Below are 22,621 nucleotides of genomic sequence, written 5' to 3' on the forward strand. Positions count from 1 at the left end.
TGCCCCGTTACCCCTGCCGCTTGTCAGATGGCAAGCGAGAAGCGTAATTGAGCAGGGCGACACCGGTCGAGATCGAGAGATGGATCACGAATGAGTTCCGCGAAATCTTCACTCAAGCATTCACGGCCATGCTCGGTACGGTCGACTATGTGCGAGCGCACGCCTCTTCCCCCGGTTTCGATTGCCTTGCGCATGGTGGCGTTCCCGATAGGACGTGCTCTGGATTGCCACCTTGGATCGTTACTGCCAAGAATCAGTAAACAGAGGATGACAATCACGGAGATGCCGCCCCACGCGACCCATAGGCCCCGAGGCTTTCCATCTCGCTTCCCCCATTCGGATCGAGAGCTTAGGTTGGCCGATCACGACCGTCAACCACCTTCCAAGATCGCGCGGTTCGCCCCTCCAGGCCGAACCCGCTGCCCAACGGCCCGTCACCACAGCACACGAGCCAGCGCGTTGACCGGCCCGATCGGAGCTGCGTGAGCGCCGTCCACCCGTCGGCGACCGGGCCGGCTGTGCCGTGTTCGCGGTGGCAGATCATGGTTGACGGCCTGCGGGGGATGATCTAGGCTCCCTTTCCATTCGATCAAGGTTGCGAGACTCTCGGGGGTGAATCCAACCATGCTGATCGAGGTAAAGCGGGGGTTGTGCGAGCGCGAGTGCGAGTGGTGAAAGACCGGCCCTTTTCGCGTTCTTCACTCATAATCCATCATTCAACTTCTGACGCGAAGCCGGTCGCGACCTGCTGCGCCTCGCATCGCGGGAGACGCCGCCACGGACCGCGCAACGGCCCTCACGGCACTGGAAAAGCCGTCGCACGTGAAGGGTTGACCGCAGCGCGCTGAGCCGGTCGACATGGACGTTCTTCGTACGGCCCGGTCACTGACACCGGACCGACGGGGACTCCTCGCGGTGGGATTCCGCGATGCACCGCACCCGCTCCGGTGACCGCCGGCAGCCCGTTCCTCCGTGTCATCGAACACCTATCGATTTACCTGCTCCACGACGGACTTCTCTGGACCGCCGTCGTCCCGAAGTGAACACGCCGCCCTGCCGCCCGCACCGCGGTTCCTGGCCGAACCGCCCACCCGTGCGCTGCCATTTGTGAAGCCCCGTCGCGCAACTCCGGCTAATTTCCACCGGCTGTGCCCCACCGGGCCCGACCGCCGACCTGACGCTCTTTCTGGGACGGACACCGATGACCGAGTCGACCACGTTCAGCGAGACTTCCAAGGGGCAGGCGGTGCGCGGTCCCGCCCGCCACCTCGCCGCTGATCACCCGCGGGCGTTACGCCCTCTCGTCGTCGAGCCCCCGTCAACCCCGGCCCCCTCACCTGAACCGGTCCGGCAGGAGCAGACGCACCGCGGCCAGGACATCGCCGTCATCGGCATCGGGGGGCGCTACCCGCACGCCGACGACCTGGACGGCTTCTGGTCCGTGCTGCGCGAGGGCCGGGACTGCGTCACCGAGGTCCCCGCCGACCGCTGGGACACCGGCGGTACCGCCCAGTGGGGCGGGTTCCTGGACGCAGTCGACCGCTTCGACCCGCTCCACTTCGGCATCTCGCCCCGCCAGGCCGCCGCGATGGACCCGCAGCAGCGGCTGTTCCTGGAGACGGTGTGGCACCTGCTCGAACAGGGCGGCGTCACCCAGGAGGTCATCGAACGGCACTACCGGCGGAGCGTCGGCGTCTACGTCGGGGCCGCCTACCAGATGTACCGGGCGGACGCCTCCGAACCGGTGCTCGCGGCGCTCACCTCGTCCGCCTCCTACAACCTCATCGCCAACCGCGTCTCGCACTTCTTCGGCCTGGAGGGCCCGAGCCTCGCCGTGGACAGCATGTGCACCTCGTCCGCCATGGCCGTGCACCTGGCCTGTACCGACCTGCTGCGCGGCGAGTGCGAACTGGCCGTCGCGGGCGGGGTCAACCTGACCGTGCACGAGGACAAGTACCTGGCCCTCGGCGAGATGCAACTGCTCGGCACCCACCCCGGCGCGCGCAGCTTCCGCGACGGCGACGGCTACCTGCCCGCCGAGGCCGTCGGCGCCGTACTGCTCAAGCCGCTGGACGCGGCGCTGCGCGACGGCGACACCGTCCTCGCCGTCGTCAAGAGCACCGCCTCACTGCACAGTGGCCGCTCCAACGGTTTCCTGTCGCCCAGCCACCGCACCCAGGTGGCGACCATGCGCCGGGCGCTGGAACGCGCCGGCGCCGACCCCGGCTCCATCGGCTACGTGGAGTCCGCCGCCAACGGCACCGCCTTCTCCGACGAGGTCGAACTGCGCGCCCTGCGCGAAGTGTTCGCCGACGTCCGCGACACCGTCCATGTCGGCTCCGTGAAGTCCAACCTCGGACACCCGGAGGCGGCCTCCGGCATCGCCCAGCTCACCAAGGTCGTCCTCCAGCTCCAGCACGGCCGGGTCGCACCGCTCGTCGACGTCGGAGCACCCAACCCGCGTCTGGGCCTGGAGGGTTCGTCCCTCCGGCTCGCCGACCGGCTCACGGACTGGGCACCGCGCGGCACCGCACCTCGCCGCTCCCTCGTCAACTCCGTGGCCGCCGGCGGCAGCCACGTCAGCCTCGTCGTCGAGGAACCGCCGGTGACCGCCCGCGCCGACCGGGGCGCCTCCGACCCTTCGCCCCAGGTCGTCCTGGTGTCCGCGCGGACTCCCGAGCGCCTGGGCGCGGCGGTACGCCGTCTGCACGTCTTCCTCGAAGGCGACGACACGGCGAGCCTTGCCGACATCGCCTACACGTCCCAGCTCTGCCGGGAGCACCTGCCCGAGCGGCTCGCCCTGGTCGCCGCCGACCGCCGGCAGCTCGCGCACGCCCTCGAACAGCACGTGTCCGGCGGGGCGTCCGCCACCGCGGGCGGTGCGACCTCGCATCGCGGCAACGCCGACGGGGACGCGGGACCGCTGACCGCCGTCCTGACCGGCGCTCGGGGGGACGCCTTCCTCGCCGGCCTCGTCGAGGACCACGTCCTGGACGAACTGGCCGCGCTGTGGGTGCGTGGTGCGCGGGTGCCGTGGCACGGTCTCCACGCCGGACCGCGCCGCATGGCACCGCTTCCGGCGACCGCGTTCGAACCGGGCAGCTACTGGCTCGGCCGAGCGCCCCGGCTGCCCGCGACGCCCCTCGCGGCCGAGGCCGCGACGCCCACCGCGCCCACCGGGGCCGGGGCCCGGGCCGACGTCCCCCCGGCCGGGGACGCCGACCACCGGACGCGGGTGCTGGCCCGGATCCGGGGCCATGTCGCGGAGCTGCTGGGTTTCGACACCGACCGGCTGAACGTCTCCACCCCGCTCACCAGCCTCGGCATCGACTCGGTGACCGCCATGCGCGCCCAGGCTCTGGTGGAGGCCGACTTCGGACGGGTGCTGCCGGTGGCGGCGCTGCTCGGCGGGGCGAGCGTCCTGGACGTCGTCGACCAGGTCCTCGACGGCCGGACCGGCACGAGGGCGGCCGGCGAACGGCTCGCGCCGGGGAAGGGCGCCGGCGCGGCAGGCTCCGAGCCGCTGGCCGTGCCGGGCGCCGACGGAACCGTACGGTACCCGGCGACCCGTGACGTCATACGGCTGTTGCGCACGGAGCAGCTGGGCACTCCGGGAGTCGCCCACAACATCGGCTCCGCCGTGCGGCTCGTCACTCCGGTCGGCCGGGAGCGGCTGGCGGGGCTGCTGGGCAACCTCGGCGCCCGGCACGCGGCCCTGCGGACGGCGATCGTCGCGGACCCGGAGCGCGGCCCCCAGCTGGAAGTCGGGCGGAGCCTGCCCGGAACGCTGCTGCGATGGTCGCCCGTCGACGAGGACACGGACCCGGACCAGCGACTGCGCGAGCTGCTGGAACCACCGTTCGACCTCGCCGTTGCGCCACTGTGGCGGTTCGAGCTGCTGGAGTATCCGTCGGGTGGCCAGGTGCTGCTCTACGGCGCGCACCACGCGGTGTCCGATCTGGCCTCGCTCGCGCTGGTGGCGGCGGAGATCGGCGCGGAACTCTCCGGTGAACAGCTGTCGTCCGCGCCCTCCCTGGACGACCTCGCCGGTCTGATGCGGGCACAGCCGGCGCGGCGGGAGACGGACGGCCCACAGGCCTCGGCCGCGCAGCCGCGCGAGTGGTTCTCCGGGGTCCGCAGGCTGGACTTGACCCTCGCGAAGCCGCGACCCGCGACCCGGTCGTACCGTGCGGCGACCGAACTCGTGGAGGTCCCCGAGGGCCTCTCGGAACGGGTCGGAACCGAGGCGGGACGGCTCGGGATCACCCCGGCGGCCTTCTGGCTGGGCACGCTGACCATGTTCCTCGCCCGTCTGCGGGATCGCAGCCGGTTCGTGCTGGCGGTTCCGGTGGACACCAGGATGCATGCGGAAGCGCTCGACGCGGTCGGGTTCTTCGGCGTACCGATACCGTTCCCCGCCGAGGCCTCCCCGGGCGAGTCGGTGGCCGAGGTGCTGCGCCGGACCGACGACCGTCTGGGCGTGCATCTCGAGAAGGGGATTTCCTTCTCTGACACCATGTCCACGCTGGTGGCGGAGGGGCTGTACCGCGAGGGCGCGCCACTGGTCGAGGTGTATTTCAACTACCTTCCACCGCGCGGCCTGAGACTGCCGGGGCTGGAGATGCTCCCCGCGGGCACCGGCCACTCCGACCTCGATCTGATGATCAGTGTGTCTCCGGACCTGGGTCACATGCGGCTCGACTACAACCTGGACATCCTCGACGGCGCCGGCTGCGCCCGGTTCGGCCGGGACTTCCTCGACCTCGTCGCCGAGGTGACCGGCCGTGCGGGCGCGGGCACGGTGGACGCGCTCCCGGTGCCCCGGACGGCGGGGCCCGTACCCCCGCCACGTTCGCCGGCACCGCGGCCGGTCGCCCTGGCCGCCACCTTCGCCCTGGGCGACCTGTCCACGCTGCTCGGTCTCGCTCTCGAGGGAACGGGACTCACCGTCACCGAAGGCCCGTATCACCAGGTCCTGGCCGCCGTGCACGACCCGTCCGGCGTTCTCTCCGATCCGTCGACCGAGGCATCCCTCATCCTGCTGCGCGCGGCCGACCTGGGGCGTTACGGAGACATCAGTGACGAGTCGCTGGCCGAACTGGGCGAGGAGTATCCGGCAGCCCTGCGCTCGTTGGCCGACCGCACGGGGCGGCCGGTGATCGTCGGTTTCCTTCCGGCCCGGTCGACCGCGGAGCGGCTCCGCGACTGGGAGGAGCAGGTGCGGTCCCGGCTCCGTGACCAGGCCGGCATCGCGGTCCTGGGGCCGGAGACCTTCGCCGGCGACGATTTCGCCGACCCGTTCGACGCCGAGACGGACGCGCTGGCGCACCTGCCGTTCAGGACGGAGTTCCAGGCCGCGGTGGCGCTTGCCCTCGCCGATCTGGTGCGGGCCTCCCGCCGCACCCCGCCCAAGGTGATCGCGGTGGACGCCGACGAGACTCTCTGGGACGGCGTCGCGGCGGAGGACGGGCCGGAGCACGTCGGCCTCCTGGGGGGACGTGCCCGGCTTGCCCGGCGGCTGCTGCAGTGGCGTGCCGCGGGTGTCCTGCTGGTGCTGGTCTCCAACAACGACGAGGCCACCGTACGTGCCGTACTCGACCGGCCCGACGGTCTGCTGCGCGCCGAGCACTTCAGTGCGATCTCCGCCGGCTGGACACCGAAACCCGTGCGCCTCAAGACGGTCGCCGACGAACTGGGGCTCGGCCTGGACACGTTCATGTTCCTCGACGACAACCCGGCCGAGATCGCCAGGATGAGGGCAGCCCTGCCCGAGGTGCTCTGCGTGACCTGCCCGCCGGGAGACGACCTGGCGGACTTCCTGACCAGGCTCTGGCCGGTCACCCCGCGTGCGGCGACACAGGAGGACGCCACGCGGGCGGACTTCTACCGGCAGGACCGGAAGCGTACGGAGGAACGTTCCCGGACCACCTTCGCCGGCTTCCTGGAGCGGCTGAACCTGGAAATGGACTTCCGGCCCCTCGGTACCGACACGAGGGAACGGGCCCTCCAACTGGCCCGGCGGACCAATCAGTTCAATCTCCGCCCCTCGACGGTGGACGAGGCGGAGCTGACGCGCCGGCAGCAGGAGGGCGAGGTGTGGACCGTACGGGCGCGGGACAGGTTCGGCGACTACGGGCTGATCGCCGTCGTCGTGCTCCGTGCCGACGGCGGGACGCTCGAGGTCCCCGGCTGGATGATGAGCTGCCGGGTGCTCGGCCGCGGTGCCGAGGAGCGGGTTCTCGGCTGGCTGGCGGACCGGGCCGAGGCCCTGGGCTGCCCGACCGTGCGCCTGGCCGCCGAGCGTACCCCCCGCAACGTCCCCGTACGCCGCCTGGTGGCCGCCTTGGGAGGCGGAGACCCGGAAGCACCGCGCGTGGAGGCACTGGTCCCCGTGGACCGTCTCCGGCACTTCCGCTCATGGGACACCGCAACAGACGAGACCGTGGAGGCAAGCGCATGAAACCCACCACCGACACGGGTGGCGAGGTACCGGTCCGCCATCACGACGTGGACCGCCAGTACGAGGGCGAGTCGATCGAGAACGGTCCGCGCGGCGCCGCCGCGATCGCCGGTCTGCTGGCACGTTTCCAGCCGTCGGCCCCGCGGCCGGTGGACGGCGCCGTCGAAGCCGGGGGCCGGGCCGACGGCACGCCGGCCTGGGGGCTCGAACAGCTTGCCAGGGCCATCGTCTCGAAGGCCGCCGCGCTGCTGGACGTCAAGGAGATCGACACCGAGACCGACCTCTTCGACGCCGGTGCCACCTCGGTGGACGCCGTTCGGCTCGTCGCCGTGCTCGACCGTGAGCTGAACGTCAGGCTCAGCCTGGACGACGTCTTCGCCGACGCCAGGCCCCGGCGCCTCGCTCAACGCTGGCTGGGCAGTCCGGCGCAACGCCCCCCGTCCGAGGCGTCGACGGCCACCACGGCTCTCGAGCTCCCGGCCGCTCCGGCCACCTCCGCCCCGGCAGCCTCCACTCCGACCACCTCCGCCCCGGCAGCCTCCGCCCCGACCTCCACCACGGCGGCCGCCACCACGACGGCATCGCCGGGCACCGACCTCACGCCGGCCGGTCCCGTCGCGCCGGACGGCACACTCCCCGCGCTCGACGACCACGCCGAGGACCTGTCCCTCGTCATGGCCGACCTCGCGGCCGCCGACCGGCTCCCCTGGTGCGGCGACCCGGAACCGGTCCCGCCCCGCCGTGTCCTGCTGACCGGAGCCACCGGCTTCCTGGGCGGCCACATGCTGCTCGACCTGCTGCGGCACAGCGACGCACATGTCGTCTGCCTGGTGCGCGGGGACGACGTGCAGGACGCGGAACGGCGCCTCGCCGAGGCCCTCGCAGGCTTCTCCCTCCCTTGGTCGGCCGAGATCAGACGACGGGTCACGCTCCTTCCCGGGGACCTGCGGCGGCCCCGACTCGGGCTGGCCGACGAACAGTGGGAACTGCTGGCGAACGACATCGACTCGGTGGTCAGCGTGGCGGCGGCCGTGGACTTCCTGCGCGGGTATCCGTCGCTGCGCCGGACCAACGTCCTCGGCGTCCTGTCCCTCGCCGAACTCGCGATGACCGGACGGCCCAAACCGCTGCACCACATCTCGTCGATCGCCGTGTTCAACGAGATCGGCATCGCCTCGATGGGCGAGGACGATCCGGTGGCACACGTGGACCGGCTGACGGCGGGGTACGACAAGTCGAAATGGGCGGCCGAGGCGGCGCTCAGGCGAGCCCGCGACCGGGGTCTGAAGGCGACGTTTCTGCGCCCCGGCGGCATCGTCGGCCACACCCGCACCGGCGCCTACAACCCGCACGACATCAACACGGGCCTCTTCTCCGCCATCTCCCGATACCGCGTCGCACCCAAGATCGACTACTCGAACTCGGCCCCGGTGGACTGGGTGAGCCGGATCGCGACCGCCGTGATCAATGAGCCGAGCGCCTGGGGCCAGAACTACCACCTCACCGGGCGGCCGGACACGCTCACCGAGATGGTCCGCGATCAGGAACTCGGCGGGCTGAACGTGCGGGTGATGCCGTGGGACGTCTGGCTCAAGGACTTCCTGGAGCGCTGCGAGACCGATCCGGTCCCCGAACTGGAGTTCATGGCACGGGTGCTGCGCAACCCCGCCGGCCAGAAGATCGTCGAAGCGAGCGTCTCGGCCCCGATGGCGACCGGGGAGCGGACCGAGGCCTTCGTCGCCCGGCACAAACTGCCGCCGCCCGCCCGCTACGACGCGCAGGCACGGCTGAAGAGCTACGAGCGAATGGCCCGGGACGGGCTGGTGGTCCTGCCCAGTCGTGACGACCCGCCGCACCTGTGGTTCCGGGAGACCATGCGTGGCAAGGTGGGCCCGGTCGACGCCGAGCCAAGCACTCGCTGCAGCCTCGCGCTGACCCTGTCGATCGCCAGCATGTACCAACTCGTGCAGCACCGCACCATCGACGTGCGCGGCACGGTCTCCTGTCCCTCGCTGCACGCGGAACCGCTGACCGTCGACGACGGCGAGATCTGGGTCCGGCCCCACGAGGGGGTACCTCACCGCCACAGCCTGGACCACCCCCTGCTGCGTTACCGCCTGGCCCTGCGCGACTCCGACGGAAACGGCTGGTGGCTGGAGGGCTGGAAGACGGCCCGGGCCCGCTTCGACTACATGAAGCAGGCACGCACGCTCACCGTCCGCGTCGGCCGCGAGGGCGAACCGGCGAGCCTGGCCGGGACGTTGAAGGTGCCCAAGAAGTCCTACAAGCGAGAGCAGATCGACGGTATCCGGGTCAATCCGAAGCTGTCGATGCGGGAGCAGCGGATCGCCAAGCTCGCCTGGCTGACCTGGTTCGGCTCCCAGCTGGGCCAAGGCCTGCTGGAGCCCACGCTGCGCGCCGGCGCCGAGATGCTCGACCTGCGCCCGGACGCCATCGACCTCGACAAGGACAGGTACCAGGCCAAGCTCAAGAAGTGGGAAAAGGACAGGAAGCAACTTCGATGACACCACGACCGCTCTTCGCCCCGCTGGACCGCGTCACCGTCGAGCAGATCCCGTTCCGCGCATCCGACGGGACGGAACTCGGCCTGTGCCGGCTGACCGCCAACTCCCCCACCGCTCAGGAGCCCACCGACCGTCCCGCGGTCCTGCTCCTGCACGGTCTCACCGCCTCGGCCGACATGTTCGTGCTCCCCGAGACCCGCAACCTCGTGGACGCCCTGCTCGGCGCGGGTTACGAACCGTGGCTGCTGGACTGGCGGGGCAGCTGCCGCCTGCCGCACAACGAGGGCCGCGTCCGGTACACGTTCGACGACGTGGCGCTCTACGACATCCCGGACGCCGTGTCGTACATCCGCGACCGGATCGGCGGGCGACAGCTGTTCGTGGTCGCCCACTGCCTCGGAGCACTGTCGCTGTCGCTGAGCATGACCGGCGGCCTGGTGCCGGGCCTCGCCGGCGTGGTGGCGCAGGGGGTGTTCATGACGCCGAAGTACTCCGCGAGGTCCCGGCTGCTCGGCCACCTCGGGGGCGAGTGGGGCCGCTCCCGCTGGACCCACCTCCCGGTGGACTTCACCAAGGTGGGCTTCCGCTCGCGCTACACGCCGATGTTCGCGCTGGCTTCCCTCTCCGCCGGCGACTGCGACGACCCCACCTGCCACATCCTGCACAACTCCGCCTGGGGAACCGGCGCGTCGCTCTACGTCCACGAGAACCTGCACGAGACGACCCACGGCAGGCTGGCCGAACTGTTCGGTTCGGCGCCCACCTGGATAGGGCCGCACCTGCGGCGCATGGAACTGGCCCACACGGCGATGCCCTGGAACACGGGCGGTCAGGGCTACGACCGACTGCCGGAGAACGCCCTGGACAGCGCGGACCGCATCGACTGTCCGGTCCTGCTGCTCTCCGGCAGTGACAACAAGACCTTCCACGATTCGAACGAGCTCTGTTACGACGTCCTGTCCAGCCGCTGCCCGGACCTCGACGTCCGTTACGTCGAGGTACCGGGCTACGGGCACGTCGACCCCTTCATCGGCCGCGGTGCCGCTCTCGACGTGTTCGGCCACATCCTCGACTTCCTCGACGAGCGGTCTGCCGCACCGTCCCGGGAGGGCGTGCCTGCGGACCGGGTCAGCGAGGGGAGCCGCTCTTCGCGATGACGCCGCGCGAGGACCCGTTCAGCGCCGCGTACTGAAGCAGCGCGAACCCGGCGACGGTGAGCGCCTGGAGCACCGTCCACACCGCGCCCGCCGTCGTGGGCGTCAGCCACAGGACGAGGGCGACGAAGCTCACCGCCGCCCAGGCGAGGTTGGCGTCCACGACGGCCCGCACCCCGAGGGCCGGCGGCCGGGTGCGCGCGGCCAGCAGGGCCACGCACCCGGCGTACGCCGCGAGGAACGCGCCGAGGCCGAGCAACAGCCCCGAACCGGCGCCGAGGAAGCGGCCCAGCGGCCCGGAGAACGCCAGGTAGGCGAACGCGTTGGCGCCGGTCACCGCCGCGTCGAGGGCGAGGAGGCGGCGGAGCATCGGCTGCGGTTCGGCGGTGCGGGCGAGTGCGGCCGGCTGGTTCGTGGTCATGACGAGTCACCCTCCGTCGGGTCGGGACTGGGCTGCGTGGAGCCGGGTGCCGGTCCGGAGTGCGCCGGACCGGAACCCGGTGACTCCACGATCCCGTTCCGACCGTGCCCGGTCGATTACCCGGCAGGTAATGACGTTGATCCACGACCGCCCCTGTGAGACCGGCGGTGGAACATGACAGACTGCGGTGTGACTTGGGCGCGTTGGGGAGGCGTGGCGTGAGCGAGCGGCGGGCCGCACCCACCGTGGGCCAGGTGGTCCTCGGCAGACGGCTTCAGGAACTGCGGGAGACGGCGGGCCTCAAGCGCGAGGAGGCCGCCAAGGTGCTGCGGGTGGCACCGGCGACCGTGCGGCGCATGGAGATGGCCGAGGTCGCGCTGAAAATACCGTACGTCCAGATACTGCTGACGGCGTACGGCGTCGCCTCCGACGAGGTCGCGGCGTTCGTCGCGCTCGCCGAGGAGGCGAACCAGCCGGGCTGGTGGCAGCGGTACCACGACGTGCTGCCGGACTGGTTCAGCCTGTACGTGAGCCTGGAGGGGGCCGCGCGGATCGTCCGTTCCTACGAGCCGCACTTCGTCCCCGGGCTGTTGCAGACCGAGGACTACGCGCGCGCGGTCCTGGAGGCCGGGACGATCGGCAACGCGGGCGGGGACGCGGTGGAGCGGCACGTGTCCCTGCGCATGGAGCGGCAGCGGCTGCTGGAGCGCCCCCACCCGCCCCACCTGTGGGTGGTGATGGACGAGACGGTGCTGAAGCGGCCGGTGAGCATCCACGGCCGGGTGATGCGCGAGCAGCTGGACAAGCTGCTGGAGTTCGCGTCCCGGGACCGGGTGACGCTCCAGGTCGCCGAGTTCGAGGACGGTCCGCACCCCGGGACGTACGCGCCGTTCACCCTGTTCCGGTTCGCCGAACCGGAGCTGCCCGACATGGTCTTCACCGAGTATCTGACGGGCGCCCTGTACCTGGACTCCCGCGCCGAGGTCTCCGCCCACCTCGAGGTCCTGGACCACATGACGGCGCGGGCCGCCTCGACCCAGCGCACCGAGAAGATCCTGCGCGAGTACCGCGAGACGTTCTGACCGGAGACGACCGGAGACGACCGGCGACGACCTGCGACGACCTGCCACGCAGTCCTGAGGAGACGACACCGCATGACCGGTTCCGAGTCCGTGCCGCCCGCTTCCGCCTCCGTCGACACCAGTCGGCCGCACCCGGCCCGGGTCTACGACTGGTGGCTGGGCGGCAAGGACAACTACCCGGTGGACGAGGAGCTGGCCCGCAGGATCCTCGCGGCGGACGCCACGGCGGTACGCGGGGCGCGCGCGAACCGCCGGTTCATGCACCGGGCGGTCCGTGCCCTCGCCGAGGCCGGGATCCGCCAGTTCCTGGACATCGGCACCGGCATCCCCACCGAGCCGAACCTGCACCAGGTGGCCCAGGCGGTGGCTCCCGAGGCACGGGTCGTCTACGCCGACAACGACCCGATCGTCCTCAGGCACGCCGAGGCGCTGCTGCACGGGTCGGCGGAGGGCTCCACCGACTACGTCCACGCGGACGTCCGGGACCCGGACCTGATCCTGCGGCTCGCGGGCGAGTCCCTGGACTTCGGTCGACCGGTCGCGCTGTCGCTGGTGGCCCTGACGCACTACCTCGGCGACGCGGCCGACGGCGACGACGTGCACGGCCTGCTGAAGCGGTACACCGACGTGCTCGCCCCGGGCAGCTTCCTGGTCCTGTCGCAGGTCACTCCCGACCTGAACCCCGAGGCGGTGGGGAAGGCGGCGGAGCTGTTCGGCCGCAGCGGCACGCCCTTCCACCCGCGTTCCCTGACCGAGTTCGCGCGCTTCTTCGACGGTCTGGAGCTGCTGGGCCCCGGCGTCATCCCGGTCACCGGCTGGCGGCCGGACCCGGAGGACGTGGCCGCCCAGGCCGAGGGCATCGTGCCGGTGTACGCCGGGGTGGCCCGCAAGCCCTGACCCCGACCGTGCGCGCACACCCCGCCCCGGCCGTCCGGTGGCCCGCCCCCTGACCCGTACGGGCGCCGCGAACGGGTGCGCTCCCGCGCCCGGCCCTAGGTTCGAGAACCAGGGCCCGGCGAGCACCCGGCACCGGGTGAGCAAGGGAGCGCACGTGACCGACACGCGGACACCGCCCACCGAGCCGGGCGCGGCGCTGCTGCGCGCGGGACGGTTCTTCCGGCCGGGCACCGCCGCACCCGACCTGCACAGCATCGGACTGGTCGGCGGCCGGGAGTCGGACGCCTTCTACCGGGACCGCTGGAGCCACGACAAGGTCGTGACGTCGACGCACGGCGTGAACTGCACGGGTTCGTGCCGGTGGAACGTGTTCGTCAAGGACGGCATCATCACCTGGGAGACCCAGGCCACGGACTATCCGTCAGTCGGCCCGGACCGTCCCGAGTACGAGCCGCGCGGCTGCCCCCGGGGCGCCGCGTTCTCCTGGTACACCTACTCCCCCACCCGGGTGCGCTACCCGTACGTGCGCGGGGTGCTCCTGGAGATGTACCGGGAGGCGAAGGCGCGGCTGACGGACCCGGTGCTGGCGTGGGCCGACATCCAGGGCGATCCCGAGCGGCGCGGGCGCTACCAGCGGGCGCGCGGCAAGGGCGGCCTGGTCCGGGCGAGCTGGGACGAGGCGGTCGAGATGGTCGCCGCCGCGCACGTGCACACGATCCGCACCCACGGCCCCGACCGCATCGCGGGCTTCTCCCCCATCCCCGCGATGTCGATGGTGTCGCACGCGGCGGGCGCCCGCTTCCACTCGCTCATCGGCGCCCCGATGCTGTCGTTCTACGACTGGTACGCCGACCTGCCCGTGGCGTCCCCGCAGGTCTTCGGCGACCAGACGGACGTGCCGGAGTCGGGCGACTGGTGGGACGCGGCGTACCTCATCATGTGGGGTACGAACGTGCCGGTGACCCGCACGCCGGACGCGCACTGGATGGCGGAGGCCCGCTACCGGGGCCAGAAGGTGGTCGTGGTCTCGCCCGACTACGCCGACAACACCAAGTTCGCCGACCAGTGGCTGCACCCGCACCCCGGGACCGACGCCGCGCTGGCGATGGCGATGGGGCACGTGGTGCTCAAGGAGTTCTTCGTCGACCGCGTCACCCCGTTCTTCGACGACTACGTGCGGCGCTTCACCGACCTGCCGTTCCTGGTGACGCTGACCGAGCGGGACGGGGCGTACGTGCCGGACAAGTTCCTGCGCGCCGCCGACCTGGGGCAGGGCGGCGACGACGCCCGCTGGAAGACGGTCGTCCTCGACGAGGCGACGGGCCGCGCGGTGGTGCCGAACGGCTCGCTGGGCTTCCGCTGGAACGACGCCGACCGGGGGAAGTGGAACCTGGACCTGGGCGGCGTACGCCCCCGGCTCAGCCTGCACGGCCACGGGATGGCGTCGGGTGTGGAAGTGCTCCTCCCCCGCTTCGACACCGAGGGCGGCACACACGGGCAGGGGCGCGGCGACGTCCTGCGCCGCGGGGTGCCGGCGACGCGCCTCGGCGGCGCGACCGGGCCGCTGGTGACGACGGTCTTCGACCTGATGCTGGCCCAGTACGGCGTGGCCCGCCCGGACCTCCCGGGCGACTGGCCGTCCTCGTACGAGGACGCCGCCGCGCCCGCCACCCCGGCCTGGCAGGAGACGCACACCTCGGTCCCGGCGGCGGCCTGTGTCCGCATCGCCCGGGAGTTCGCGCGCACCGCCGAACGCTCCAAGGGCCGCTGCATGATCCTGATGGGCGCGGGCACCAACCACTGGTTCCACTCCGAGACGATCTACCGGGGCTTCCTGGCCCTGCTCCAGCTCACCGGCTGCCAGGGCCGCAACGGCGGCGGCTGGGCGCACTACGTGGGGCAGGAGAAGTGCCGCCCGGTGACCGGCTGGGCGTCGCTGGCCGCCGCGTCGGACTGGTCGCGCCCGCCGCGCCAGGCGATCGGCACCGGGTACTGGTACCTGCACACCGACCAGTGGCGCTACGACCGGTTCCGCGCCGACGTCCTCGCCTCGCCGCTGGGCGAGGGGCGGCTGGCGGGGATGGCGGGCGCGGACTGCCTCGCCCTGTCGGCGCGCACCGGCTGGATGCCCTCGTACCCGACCTTCGACCGCAACCCGCTGGAGCTGGGCGAGAGCTTCGGCGACCCGGTCGCCAACGCGGTGGCCGAACTGCGGGCGGGCACCCTGAAGTTCGCGGGCGAGGACCCGGACGCACCCGAGAACTGGCCGCGGATCGTGACCCTGTGGCGGGCCAATCTGCTCGGCTCGTCCGGCAAGGGCGCCGAGTACTTCACCAAGCACCTGCTGGGCACCCAGTCCTCGCTGCGGGCCGAGGAGGCGGCGCCCGGCGAGCGCCCCCGGGACGTGGTCTGGCACGAGGAGGCGCCCGAGGGAAAGCTCGACCTGCTCCTCTCACTGGACTTCCGGCACACCTCGTCCACGCTCCTGTCCGACGTGGTGCTGCCGGCCGCGACCTGGTACGAGAAGCACGACCTGTCCAGCACGGACATGCACCCCTACGTGCACGCCTTCTCCCCGGCGGTGAACCCGCCCTGGCAGGCGCGCACCGACTTCGACACCTTCAAGGTCCTCGCGGAGAAGCTGAGCGAGCTGGCCGAGGACCACCTCGGGGTCCGCAAGGACCTGGTGGCGGCCCCGCTCCAGCACGACACCCCGGGCGAGATCGCCCAGCCCGGCGGTGTCGTACGGGACTGGCGGCGCGGGGAGTGCGAGCCGGAGCCCGGGAGGACCATGCCGAACCTGGTCGTCGTGGAGCGCGACTACACGGCTGTCGGCGCGAAGTTCGCCGCGCTCGGCCCCCTGGTGGAGGCCAAGGGGCTGCCCGCCAAGGGCATCACCCTGAAGCCGGACGAGGAGGTGGCGCGGCTGCGTGACCTCAACGGCACGGTGCGCGGCGGCCCGGCCGACGGGCGTCCGGCGCTGGACACGGCGGTGAAGGCGGCCAACACCATCCTGGCCCTGTCCGGCACCACCAACGGACGCCTGGCCACCCAGGGGTTCCACACCCTGGAGGAGAGGACCGGGCAGGAGATGGCCCACCTCGCCGCCGAGCAGGAGGGCAAGCGGATCACCTACGCCGACACCCAGGCGGCGCCCGTGCCGGTGATCACCTCGCCGGAGTGGTCGGGCAGCGAGGCCGGCGGGCGGCGCTACACGGCGTTCACGCTCAACACCGAGCATCTCAAGCCCTGGCACACCCTCACCGGCCGGCAGCACTTCTTCGTCGACCACGACTGGATGCACGAGCTGGGCGAGGCACTGCCCGTGTACCGGCCGCCGCTGGACATGCACCGGCTGTTCGGCGAGCCTCAACTGGGTCCCGACGGACACCGCGAGGTGACGGTCCGGTACCTCACCCCGCACAACAAGTGGTCCATCCACTCCGAGTACCAGGACAACCTGTTCATGCTGGCGCTGTCCCGGGGCGGGCAGACCATCTGGATGTCCTTGGAGGACGCGACGGCCATCGGGGTCGCGGACGACGACTGGATCGAGGCGGTCAACCGCAACGGCGTGGTTGTGGCCCGCGCGATCGTCTCGCACCGCATGCCGCCCGGCACGGTCTTCATGCACCACGCCCAGGAACGCACGGTCAACGTGCCGCTGACGGAGACCACCGGGAAACGCGGCGGCGTCCACAACTCACTCACCCGGCTGCTCCTCAAACCGACCCATCTCATCGGCGGCTACGCCCAGTTGTCCTGGGCGTTCAACTACCTGGGCCCGACGGGCAACCAGCGTGACGAGGTGACCGTGATCCGGCGCCGTTCCCAGGAGGTCGAGTACTGATGCGCCCGATGGCCCAGGTCGCGATGGTCATGAACCTCGACAAGTGCATCGGCTGCCACACCTGCTCGGTCACCTGCAAGCAGGCGTGGACCAACCGGCGGGGCATGGAGTACGTCTGGTTCAACAACGTGGAGACCCGCCCCGGACAGGGCTACCCGCGCCGCTACGAGGACCAGGAGAAGTGGCGGGGCGGCTGGGAGCTGAACCGGCGCGGAGCGCTGAAACTGAAGGCGGGCGGCCGGTTCAAGAAGCTCGCCGGGATCTTCTCCAACCCGCGGCTCCCCGAGATCAAGGACTACTACGAGCCCTGGACGTACGACTACAAGAACCTCACCGACGCCCCGCTCGGCACCGACTACCCCGTCGCCCGGCCGGTCTCGCAGCTCGACGGCAAGCCGATGAAGATCGGCTGGTCCTCCAACTGGGACGACAGCCTGGGCGGCGCGCCCGCCTACGGCGACCTGGACCCGATGGTGGAGCGCACCCGCCAACAGGCGTCGGAGAAGGTGCGGTTCGCGTACGAAGAGACGTTCATGTTCTACCTGCCGCGCATCTGCGAACACTGCCTGAACCCGTCGTGCGTGGCGTCGTGCCCGTCGGGGGCGATGTACAAGCGCTCGGAGGACGGCATCGTCCTGGTCGACCAGGACCGCTGCCGGGGCTGGCGGATGTGCGTGACGGGCTGCCCGTACAAGAAGGTGTACTTCAACCACCGCACCGGCAAGGCCGAGAAGTGCACCTTCTGCTACCCGCGCATCGAGGTCGGCCAGCCAACCGTCTGCTCGGAGACCTGTGTGGGCCGGCTCCGGTACCTGGGCGTGGTCCTGTACGACGCCGACAAGGTGACCGAGGCCGCCGAGACGCCGAACGAACGCGACCTGTACGAGGCGCAGTTGGGCCTCTTCCTCGACCCGGAGGACCCCGGGGTGCGGCGGGCCGCCGAGGAGGCGGGGATCCCGTTCGACTGGATCGAGGCGGCCCGCCGCTCCCCCGTGCACGCGCTGGTGAGCAAGTACAAGGTGGCCCTGCCACTGCATCCGGAGTACCGCACGATGCCGATGGTCTGGTACATCCCGCCGCTGTCCCCGGTCGTGGACGCGCTGACGGAGACCGGGTACGACGGCGAGGACGCGGACAACCTGTTCGGCGCGATCGACACGCTGCGCATCCCACTCGAGTACCTGGCCGAGCTGTTCACGGCCGGTGACACCGGGCCGGTGCGGGCGTCGCTGGAGAAGCTGGCCGCGATGCGCGCGCACATGCGGTCGGTCAACCTCGGCGAGGACCCCGATCCGGCCGTCTGCGCGGGCGTCGGCATGCGCCCCGAGGAGATCCGGGAGATGTACCGGCTGCTGGCGATCGCCAAGTACGAGGAGCGGTACGTGATCCCGACGGCGGCCGTCGGGGACGCGCACCGGCTGGAGGCGTCCGCGCTGCCGGACACGTGCAGCCTGGACACCGACGGCGGCCCGGGCATGGGCGGCGACGGGCCGTTCGGCAGGGACTCGGGGCGCAAGCGGCTGCCGCTGGTGCCGGTGGAGAACTTCCACATCCTGCGCAGGCGGCAGACCGCCGACGACGAGAGGGAGGTCTGATCCGATGCCCGGCTTCGAGGTGCTGTACCAGGCGGCGGCGCTCTGTCTGACGTATCCCGACGACGACTTCCGCGCCCGGCTGCCCCTGCTGCGCGAGGCTGCGCCGCAGCTGCGCGGCTTCACCGACCACGCGGCGACGACCGAGCAGGGCGAACTCCAGGCGCACTACGTGGAGGTCTTCGACTTCAAGAACCGGCACAGCCTGTACCTGAGCTGGTGGACCGACGGCGACACCCGCAACCGGGGGATGTCCCTGGTCCGCTTCAAGGAGCTGTACCGCGCCCACGGCCTGGAGTTCACCGGCGAGGAGCTGCCGGACTTCCTGCCGGCGGTCCTGGAGTTCGTCTCCCGCACCGGGAACATGGAGATGCTCACCGAGCACCGTGACGCCCTGGACCAGCTGCGCTCCCGGCTCACCGCCTTCGGCACGCCCTACGCGTGCGTCCTGGACGCCGTGTGCGCCACCCTGCCGCCCGCACCCACCGGAGCCCGCCGATGAACGTCTTCCTGTGGGGCGTCCTGCCCTACGCCGCCTTCGCGCTGCTGATCGCGGGCCTGGTCTGGCGGCACCGCTACGACCGCTTCGGCTGGACCACGCGCTCCTCGCAGGTCTACGAGTCGAAGCTGCTCAACATCGCGTCACCGGTCTTCCACTACGGCATCCTCTTCGTGCTCGCCGGTCACCTGATCGGCCTGTTCATTCCGGCGTCCTGGACACAGGCCATCGGCATCAACGAGCACGCGTACCACCTGTTCTCGCTCTACGGCGGCACCTTCGCCGGGGTCCTCGCGGTCGCCGGGATCGGCATCCTGATCTACCGGCGCCGCACCAACGCGCCCGTGTTCCGGGCCACCACGGCCAACGACAAACTGATGTACGTCTTCCTGCTCGGCGCCCTCCTGCTGGGCATGATCGCCAAGCTCTCCGACACCTCCGGCAACGGCTACGACTACCGCAGCACCATCGCCCCCTGGTCGCGCAGTCTGTTCACGCTGAATCCGAAGACGGAGCTGATGGAGGGCGTGCCGGTGCTGTACCACGTGCACGCGGTGGTCGGGATGGTGCTGATCGCCCTGGTGCCCTACACCCGCCTGGTGCACATGTTCAGCGCGCCCTTGCAGTACCTGACCCGGCCGTACGTGGTCTACCGGTCGCGCGACCCCAGGCAGCTGGGGCCGCGCCCGGACCGGCGGGGCTGGGAGCGCGCGGGCTCCTAGCGCCCTGTCCGACTGTCCGACTAGGCCAGCTTGGCCGACAGGGTGATCGTCGTGCCGGTCAGGGCCTGGCTGACCGGGCAGTTCTTCTTGGCGTCCTCGGCGGCGGCGACGAACGCGTCGTTGTCCAGGCCGGGGACGGTGCCCTCCACGGTGAGGTGGATGCCCTTGATGCCCTCGCCGGGCTGGAAGGTGACGTCGGCGGAGGTGGTGAGCTTGGTGGGCGGGGTGCCGGCGCCGGCCAGGCCGTGCGACAGCGCCATGGAGAAGCAGCTGGAGTGGGCGGCGGCGATCAGCTCTTCCGGGCTGGTCTTGCCGTTCGCCTGCTCGGCGCGCGACGGCCACGACACCGGCTGCTCGCCGATGCCGGACGAGTCGAAGGTGACGACACCGTTGCCCTCGAGCAGGTTGCCTTCCCAGACGGTGTGTGCGGAGCGCGTGGTTGCCACGGCGGGTCCTCTCGAATTCGCTTGCTGTACTGGGGCGGTGGTAGCCCGTGTGTCCGGGTTCCCGCCCCCATCCGATCACACTCCGGCTCAGCTCACCCGGAAGACCGGCCCCCGGGCGGTGAACGGCAGCCGCGCGCCCTGCGGAATCAGGTAGGCGTGCTCGCGCCGCACCCGCAGGACGTCGCACCAGCCGTCGGTGACGACGAGGACCGGCGCGGTGGGCGGGAAGTCCTCGGCGCGCAGCAGCAGGTCGATGCCGGGCTGGAGAACGGTGCCGCCCCGGCCGTGCACCCGCACCCTCCCGGCGATGTCCGTCACCGGGAGGTACCCGGCGTCGTGCGGCGCGGCGTCGCAGAACACGACGCGGGCGGCGGGCACGTCGCGGGTCTCGGCGTAGGAGGCGATCGCGCCGAGCGCCTTGCCGAGCAGGGTGCGGTCCATGGAGCCGGAGGTGTCCAGGACGACGCCGAAGGTGCAGCGGGCGATCTCCTCCGGAGGGAAGTACCGGCCGGCGCGCGGGATGCCGGGGGTTGCGGCCTGACGCCGGGAGGGGCGGGCGTAGGTCCGTACGGGCTCGGGGCGGGGCACGAACTCGTCGAACCAGCGGGCGAGCCGGGCGTCCCAGGGCAGCGGCGGGTGGCTGAGGACGCGGATCTCCTCGACCAGGCCGGCGGGCAGGAAGCCGCGTTCCTGCTGCTGGTGCAGGTCGAGGCCCTGGGTGAGACCGCGGCGGTAGAAGCCGTCGAGGTCGACGTGGTCGCGGGGTGGGCCCAGGGGGCCGCCGAGGACGTCGCCGACGCCCTTGCCGCGCGGGGTGGACAGGCGGCGGATGCGGCGCAGGTCGCCGGCGATGCGGTCGTAGACCTCCTCGGCGGACAGCCCGGCCAGCTCCGGGTCGTGCAGCAGGCCTTCGGGCATGGTGCCGACCTGCATCTCGACGAGCCAGCCGTTGATGACGTAGTCGCAGGCCACGTTGAACAGGTACGGGTCGCGGGTGCCGCAGCGGTCGCCGTGGCGCAGGGCGGCGTGCAGCATCTCGTGGGCGAGGATGAAGCGCCATTCCTCGTCGTCGTACCGGCGCAGCGGGTTGACGTAGATCTCCCCCGCCTCGGCGTTGACGGCGGCGACGGAGATGCCGTGGGCGCGGGCCAGTTCGGCGTCGGCGACGAGGGTGATGCCGGAGGCGATGCCGCCGAGCAGCGGGTAGGAGGAGACGAACCAGCTCAGGGCCTGCTGCCAGGGCTGGAGTCGGGTGGGGCCGCCGAGCATGGCGTCGCGGCGGCCGCCCGCGAGGTCGAGGGCGGTGGACATGGTGCGGGTGAGGGCGTGGGCGAAGGCGAGCTGCCAGTCGGGGACCTGGAGGTTCCAGCCGTCCCAGGGGGAGAGCAGCTGGTCGGGGTCGCCGCCCGCGGTGCCGCAGTGCTCGTAGGCGGCGGGGATGCCGCCCTCGCGGCGCCAGCCGGCGGCGATGCGCTCCTCGTCGCCGTCGGGGTACGTCGGCGGCAGGTGGTCCGGGGTGCGGCCGACCGGGAAGGTCAGGAGGAAGCGGTTGACGACGGTGCAGCGGGCGGCGAGGTCGTAGCGGTCGGGCTGGACGCGTTCGCCGGTGGCGGCGGGTACGTGACCGAAGCCGAGGTGGATCAGGGCGTGGGCGATGGCCCAGGCCCAGTCGGCGGGTTCGGCGTGGCGGGTGGGGTTCAGGTGGACCCGGCCGTTGGAGCTGACGCGGGCGAGTCCGTGGCGGGGCGCGACCTCGCACTCCTCCTCCCGGCACAGCTTGACCTCCATGGCCGCGAGCGCCGGGTTGGCCCACACCAGCTGCACACCCTTGGCGCAGTCCTCGGCTGCCGGGTCCTTCTTCTTCTGCTGCTTCTGCCTGCGGGCGCTGCTCACCGGCGGGCCTCCACCAGCCGGGGCATGTCGCGGGCGGCCTCCACCAGGAACCAGGCGGGCAGCAGCGGGTTGCCATCGGCGTCGGAGGCGATGACGCTCTGGGCCACCTCGACGGAGATCTCGGCGAGCTGCACGAGCAGCGACTTGGCGCGGTAGGCGGTCTGGCGGCCGTTCGCCGACATGTGCTCCTTGCTCGCGGGCAGTTCCTTGACCAGGCGGCCCCGGAAGGACTCGGCGAGGTAGTAGAGGAGATCTCGGTCCTCGAGGCGGCTGGGCCAGCGGGCCTCGCCCTTGAGGATCGCCTCGATGCCGAACCGGCTGCGGACGATCTTGACGTAGCCGCAGAAGGCGGTCGCGTGGGCCGGGGTGAGCGTGCCGTGCGCGAGGACCTTCAGGGTGTCCTCGTCGAGGTCACGGCCGAAGGAGTGCAGGGCGTCGGAGAGCATGTGCCAGGAGCGCGGGGTGGAGAACGGCTCCTCCGTCTTGGGCGGCTTGGACCACAGGTGGTCGGGGCGGTCGGTGAGGTGGTCGGTGATCCAGGGGTGGATGCCGTTCTCCCCGGCCCACACCAGCCAGTCCCTGGCGGAGGCGTCCAGGTGGACGTGGGTGAGGCGGTTGACCAGCGCGGAGGCGATGGGGCGGGCCAGCGCGTTGTCGGTGGCGCGGTTTCCGGCGCCGATGACGATGGAGCCCTTGGGGAGTTCGTAGTTCCCGATGCGGCGGTCGAGGATGAGCGAGTAGAACGCCTTCTGCACGTCCGGGGTGGCCGCGTTCAGCTCGTCCAGGAAGAGGCAGTACGGCTCGTCGCGGGCGATGGCCTCCGGCGGGCAGAACACCGACCGGCCGTCCCGGATCTGCGGGACGCCGATCAGGTCCTCGGGCGCGAGCTGGGTGCCGAGCAGGCTCACGCACTCCAGGCCCAGCGAGTCGGCGAAGTTCCTCACCAGGGAGGACTTGCCGATGCCGGGTGCGCCCCACAGGAACACCGGCCGCACGGTGGCGAGGCCGAGCAGCAGTTCCGGGAGGCGGGCGGGAGTGACGGTGACGGCTGCCTGCACGCAGGGGCTCCTTGGCGGGAGA

The 22,621-nt window shown here is 71.5% G+C and carries 14 protein-coding genes; 9 read left to right on the forward strand and 5 right to left on the reverse strand.

Annotation, left to right across the window (positions count from 1 at the left end):
* Positions 1-23: 23 nt before the first annotated feature.
* Positions 24-194 carry a hypothetical protein gene (locus Sco07f_RS39770; RefSeq protein ID WP_159106966.1) on the reverse strand — a complete coding sequence of 57 codons (171 nt, stop codon included), beginning with the start codon at positions 192-194 and terminating at the stop codon, positions 24-26.
* A gap of 1,007 nt (positions 195-1,201) precedes the next feature.
* Here Sco07f_RS39770 and Sco07f_RS41120 point away from each other — a divergent pair.
* Genes Sco07f_RS41120 through Sco07f_RS21110 form a run of 3 tightly spaced genes read left to right on the forward strand, consistent with a single transcriptional unit; the run spans position 1,202 to position 10,142 of the window.
* Entirely contained in the window at positions 1,202-6,460 is a 5,259-nt protein-coding gene (locus tag Sco07f_RS41120; RefSeq protein WP_108988778.1) for an HAD-IIIC family phosphatase, read from the forward strand.
* Positions 6,457-8,985: a thioester reductase domain-containing protein gene (locus Sco07f_RS21105; RefSeq protein ID WP_108988779.1), complete on the forward strand. Its 2,529-nt coding sequence runs from the start codon at positions 6,457-6,459 to the stop codon at positions 8,983-8,985. The genes Sco07f_RS41120 and Sco07f_RS21105 overlap by 4 nt, the downstream gene beginning before the upstream one ends.
* Entirely contained in the window at positions 8,982-10,142 is a 1,161-nt protein-coding gene (locus Sco07f_RS21110) for an alpha/beta fold hydrolase (RefSeq protein ID WP_108988780.1), read from the forward strand. The genes Sco07f_RS21105 and Sco07f_RS21110 overlap by 4 nt, the downstream gene beginning before the upstream one ends.
* Here Sco07f_RS21110 and Sco07f_RS21115 read toward each other — a convergent pair.
* On the reverse strand, positions 10,114-10,560 hold the full coding sequence (locus Sco07f_RS21115) for a hypothetical protein (protein ID WP_087788858.1): 447 nt from the start codon (positions 10,558-10,560) through the stop codon (positions 10,114-10,116). The genes Sco07f_RS21110 and Sco07f_RS21115 overlap by 29 nt on opposite strands.
* Positions 10,561-10,778: 218 nt before the next feature.
* On the opposite strand from Sco07f_RS21115, the gene Sco07f_RS21120 reads away from it, so the two are divergent.
* From Sco07f_RS21120 to narI, 6 genes are all read left to right on the forward strand, one after another.
* Positions 10,779-11,642 carry a Sco1979 family transcriptional regulator gene (locus tag Sco07f_RS21120; protein ID WP_087788859.1) on the forward strand — a complete coding sequence of 288 codons (864 nt, stop codon included), beginning with the start codon at positions 10,779-10,781 and terminating at the stop codon, positions 11,640-11,642.
* Between the two features lie 72 nt (positions 11,643-11,714).
* Entirely contained in the window at positions 11,715-12,539 is an 825-nt protein-coding gene (locus Sco07f_RS21125; RefSeq protein WP_108988781.1) for an SAM-dependent methyltransferase, read from the forward strand.
* A 154-nt stretch (positions 12,540-12,693) separates the two neighbouring features.
* Positions 12,694-16,389 (forward strand): nitrate reductase subunit alpha, encoded by a 3,696-nt coding sequence (locus Sco07f_RS21130; protein WP_108988782.1) that lies wholly within the window; start codon positions 12,694-12,696, stop codon positions 16,387-16,389.
* Complete coding sequence (narH, locus tag Sco07f_RS21135) at positions 16,389-17,984, forward strand: nitrate reductase subunit beta (protein WP_108988783.1); 1,596 nt, start codon at positions 16,389-16,391, stop codon at positions 17,982-17,984. Before Sco07f_RS21130 ends, narH begins: the two co-directional genes overlap by 1 nt.
* A 4-nt stretch (positions 17,985-17,988) precedes the next feature.
* Entirely contained in the window at positions 17,989-18,483 is a 495-nt protein-coding gene (gene narJ / locus Sco07f_RS21140; protein ID WP_108988784.1) for a nitrate reductase molybdenum cofactor assembly chaperone, read from the forward strand.
* The gene (gene narI, locus Sco07f_RS21145; protein WP_007445619.1) at positions 18,480-19,202 is read left to right on the forward strand and encodes a respiratory nitrate reductase subunit gamma; all 723 of its coding nucleotides are present in this window, start codon (positions 18,480-18,482) and stop codon (positions 19,200-19,202) included. Before narJ ends, narI begins: the two co-directional genes overlap by 4 nt.
* Positions 19,203-19,222: 20 nt before the next feature.
* On the opposite strand, the gene Sco07f_RS21150 is transcribed toward narI, so the two are convergent.
* The 3 genes from Sco07f_RS21150 to Sco07f_RS21160 form a co-directional block, all read right to left on the reverse strand.
* Complete coding sequence (locus tag Sco07f_RS21150) at positions 19,223-19,648, reverse strand: OsmC family protein (RefSeq protein WP_003972448.1); 426 nt, start codon at positions 19,646-19,648, stop codon at positions 19,223-19,225.
* Between the two features lie 87 nt (positions 19,649-19,735).
* Positions 19,736-21,541, reverse strand: coding sequence for a vWA domain-containing protein (locus Sco07f_RS21155; RefSeq protein WP_108988785.1), 1,806 nt, complete (start codon positions 21,539-21,541; stop codon positions 19,736-19,738).
* Positions 21,538-22,599: an ATP-binding protein gene (locus Sco07f_RS21160; RefSeq protein ID WP_007445630.1), complete on the reverse strand. Its 1,062-nt coding sequence runs from the start codon at positions 22,597-22,599 to the stop codon at positions 21,538-21,540. The genes Sco07f_RS21155 and Sco07f_RS21160 overlap by 4 nt, the downstream gene beginning before the upstream one ends.
* Positions 22,600-22,621 lie beyond the last annotated feature (22 nt).

The organism is Streptomyces coelicoflavus (genome assembly GCF_003112555.1).
Lineage (GTDB): Bacteria > Actinomycetota > Actinomycetes > Streptomycetales > Streptomycetaceae > Streptomyces > Streptomyces coelicoflavus.